The following is a 3,451-nucleotide window of genomic DNA, read 5'->3' as shown; positions in this document are numbered from 1 at the left end:
AAACCTTGGAGATTGGGTTATAACAAGGAGCGAATATAATATATGTCACATTGCATGTATAAGTGACGGTAAAGCATTAGTTGACCAATACTTTGATTTGAAAGGACCTAAGGGAGCTACTGGTGATACTGGTGCATCCGGCCCTAAAGGTGATACCGGAGATACCGGTCCGCAAGGTGTTAAAGGAGATACTGGAAATACTGGCGCAAAGGAGACACAGGCGCATCCGGCCCTAAAGGCGATACGGGCGTAGGTAGTGATGAGGAAGCTGGATGAAAATTGCCAGTCGATGAAATAAGAACAACACACACATTACCGACAGGCGTTAGTGCAGGTTATCGTGTAGCTATTGTCACAAGCTCCGTACTGGCCATCAAAGAATATAACGGCAGTTCCTGGGAAACAGAATCACTTGATCCATACAGTGTAATTCCATTGAAACATTCCGGAAGCATACAAATGTATTTAGCAAAATCAACAGGGCCAGTATACATGGGTGTGGATTATGGTGTATTCGGTAAATTCAGGTTCATGACGCAGGCAGCATATGATGCATTAAGTAGCTATGATAGTGATACAATTTATTTTGTAAGAAGTTCATAAGTGATAGTATGGAATTGTCAGATGAAATGTTAACGGAAATCAGCTATGTGAAAATCTCACAATATAGGACGAAAGTAATGAAATCTTTAGATGGTGATGTTAAAATACCAACTGTCATTGCTAAGGATTCGGAAATTAGGCTAAATCATATTTTCAAAAGTTCTAGTGGAATTAAAAGCACATGAACTTGTTGAATGCATTAATCCAGAAGTTAGAAAAGGTAGATTGTACAGATTAACGGATAAAGGTGAGGAAGTTACTAAAAACATTAACCTGGAGTAATCTAATAATTTTTCAACATTTTTTTTATTCACAACTTATAATCATAACATTAATATTATATAAAACCAAACCTTATATTAAGGAAAGATTAAATCAGAAATATAAGAGGTATTGGTATAAGGAGGCAATAGATGTTTTGTGATAATTGCGGAACTGAACTTGCAGATGATGCAACATTCTGTTCCAACTGCGGAAACCAGGTTAAAACTAAAAACAATAAAAACATTTACATTGCATTGATACTGACATTCTTTATAACAGGATTAGGTTCAATCTATGCAGGAAACAAGATAAAAGGACTGATATTATTAATACTCAGAATAGCATTTGCAATTTTGGGATTGTTTATAAGTATATTCTTTCTTTTTTCAGTTCTGGTTTGGACTTATGCATTTTATGAGACATACAGGGATGTTCAAATTACCAATGGTCATTACAATCCAAAACTGATTAATGACTTTAAAACATGGAATCAGAACAATAAAATAATAGCTATTTTAATCATATGTATAATTTTAATCTTTACAGTTGGTGGATGCATCAGTTTCTTAACAATGAATAATTATTCATCAAGTGATTTAGGCACTCATTATTATACAAGTGATAGTGGAAGCAGCGGCAGCGGTGGTTCATCACATTATGGTGGAGTCGACACATCCCCAAATACAATTGCAAAAAATGACCCCGACTGGTACTATGACCACTACGAATACGGAGACAATCCTGATATAGACGATTATCTGGAATCTCAAGGTTATGATTAAATATTAAAAAAGGTGATTTATCTGAAAAAATTGGCAAAAAGAAAAGATGATGGTACATATGCACTATTGGGTATGATGTATCAATGTGCATTATACTTTGGTATGGATATTACTTCAGAATGTGTATCACATATTGTGGATACATATCTGCAATCTATAAATTACTGTACTTTTTTTGAATGGATTCGCTCAAAAGAAGTACATGTGTATGTTACTGAACAATGTGAAAGTAATTTAAATGATGAATGGTGAAATTTATATTAATGAAATTTTGGGAAAAATTGACTTTTGAAGAAATCATATCATTTCTACCTGCATTGAAAGAGCAACCCCTATGGTGGTGACGGTGAGGTTTCAGATGGATGCATGCAGGATGGAACATTCTCCAATTTATCCAAACGATTAAAAATGAAAAATGAATGATAAATACTAGGTGATTATTATGGGATATTGTTCATGCGGCAATTGGGTTGATGAAGGAAGTATCTGCAGTCACTGTGGAAGTGCCCTAACTTATGATGAGCCAGATGAAGATTATGAAAATGAATATAACTCTTTTCATGGCCAGTGTGAATACTTTATTAGACAAGGAAAGACCTGTTCTATAAAGGGAGATCATAAAACTGCAATAAAATTTTATGAAGAAGCGATGAATTATGGGGGCAAATCTGTTTTAGAATATATTGCAGATGAATATGTTGCAATGGGGGATTATTCTGCCGGATTGCAGTGTTGGAATGAATTATGTCCCGATGGTGATAATGACATAAGCCTTCTTTATAATAAAGGTAAATTTTTAAAGCGCATAGGCAAGTATGATGATGCTATTAAAATCCATAAAAAACAATTAAATAAAGTCGAATCTAAAATAGATTTGCACAAAGAATATCTCACTTATAATGAAATTGGTTGGTATTTTAATTTTATTAATGAAATTATTGATTCATACTCATCCTGGGGAAAATATGATCTTGCTGATAACTATAGAAAAGTTAAAAAACAAAAAATTGATGTGATTGTTAATAATCTTCTTCAACGTGCCGAAATGGAATTGGAAAAGGAAGACAGTAACTTTTTCACAGTAAAAGGATTTTACCGTGATGCCCTTAATCTTGATTCGGATAATGATAATCTTAAAAGAAAAATTGTTAATAACTATATTAAATATGCAGATAGAGCTATGAAAAATGGCCAATTTGCACATGCACGTCAATATTACAAATTTGCATCCGAACTGAATCCAAATAATAATGAACTTAAAAGAAAACTTAACGAAAGTAATAGGATTTATCAGGAAGACAGACAATCAAACGGAAAATTAAGTAAAGAAGCAAAACGAAAAAAAGAACGTGAAGAACGGGAAAAAAAGTATGAACAACAGAGAATAGCTCATGAAAAATGGGAGAAAGAATTTGAAGAACGTGAGAGAAAAAGAAAAGAAGAATGTGAAAAGAATCCTGATTGCATAAAAAAGGAGATTCAACATTTTAAAAAGAAAGTTCTCAAGGATTATTACATATTATTGCATTTTGAACATTACCAGAAAAAATCAGATATAAAATTTCGAGAGATTCTTGAATATGAAGACCTGCTGGAAAAACTGGGCGTCAAGGAAAATTATTCAAGAGAAGATTTTAATGAACTTAAAAAAGAAAATAAATGTATCAAATATATTCTTTCACATGTAAATTCCAAATATAGGGATAATGGTGTCAAATTATTTATAAAAAACCAAAAGAAAATTGATGAATTAGAAAAGAGATACTCCGAAGAAAATAGTATAAAAAATATTTTTAAAGGAA

General features: G+C 32.5%; 4 protein-coding genes and 2 pseudogenes. All 6 read left to right on the top strand.

Translation table 11 applies throughout. The features are described 5' to 3' along the window. Nucleotides 1-103 precede the first annotated feature (103 nt). Nucleotides 104-252 (top strand): annotated as a pseudogene (locus MR875_05350) (collagen-like protein). A gap of 27 nt (nucleotides 253-279) precedes the next feature. Then, nucleotides 280-603, top strand: coding sequence for a hypothetical protein (locus tag MR875_05345; protein MCI6994263.1), 324 nt, complete (start codon nucleotides 280-282; stop codon nucleotides 601-603). Nucleotides 604-611: 8 nt separating this feature from the next. Continuing rightward, nucleotides 612-885, top strand: a pseudogene (locus MR875_05340) (transcriptional regulator). A gap of 131 nt (nucleotides 886-1,016) precedes the next feature. Then, nucleotides 1,017-1,649, top strand: a complete 633-nt coding sequence (locus MR875_05335) for a zinc ribbon domain-containing protein (protein MCI6994262.1) — start codon at nucleotides 1,017-1,019, stop codon at nucleotides 1,647-1,649. 30 nt (nucleotides 1,650-1,679) lie between these two features. Next, entirely contained in the window at nucleotides 1,680-1,901 is a 222-nt protein-coding gene (locus MR875_05330) for a hypothetical protein (protein ID MCI6994261.1), read from the top strand. Between the two features lie 190 nt (nucleotides 1,902-2,091). After that, on the top strand, nucleotides 2,092-3,451 hold a 1,360-nt coding region (locus MR875_05325), incomplete at its 3' end, for a hypothetical protein (GenBank protein MCI6994260.1).

The organism is Methanobrevibacter sp., from assembly GCA_022775905.1.
Taxonomy (GTDB): domain Archaea; phylum Methanobacteriota; class Methanobacteria; order Methanobacteriales; family Methanobacteriaceae; genus Methanocatella.
This window is presented reverse-complemented; position numbering and strand designations above follow the sequence as displayed.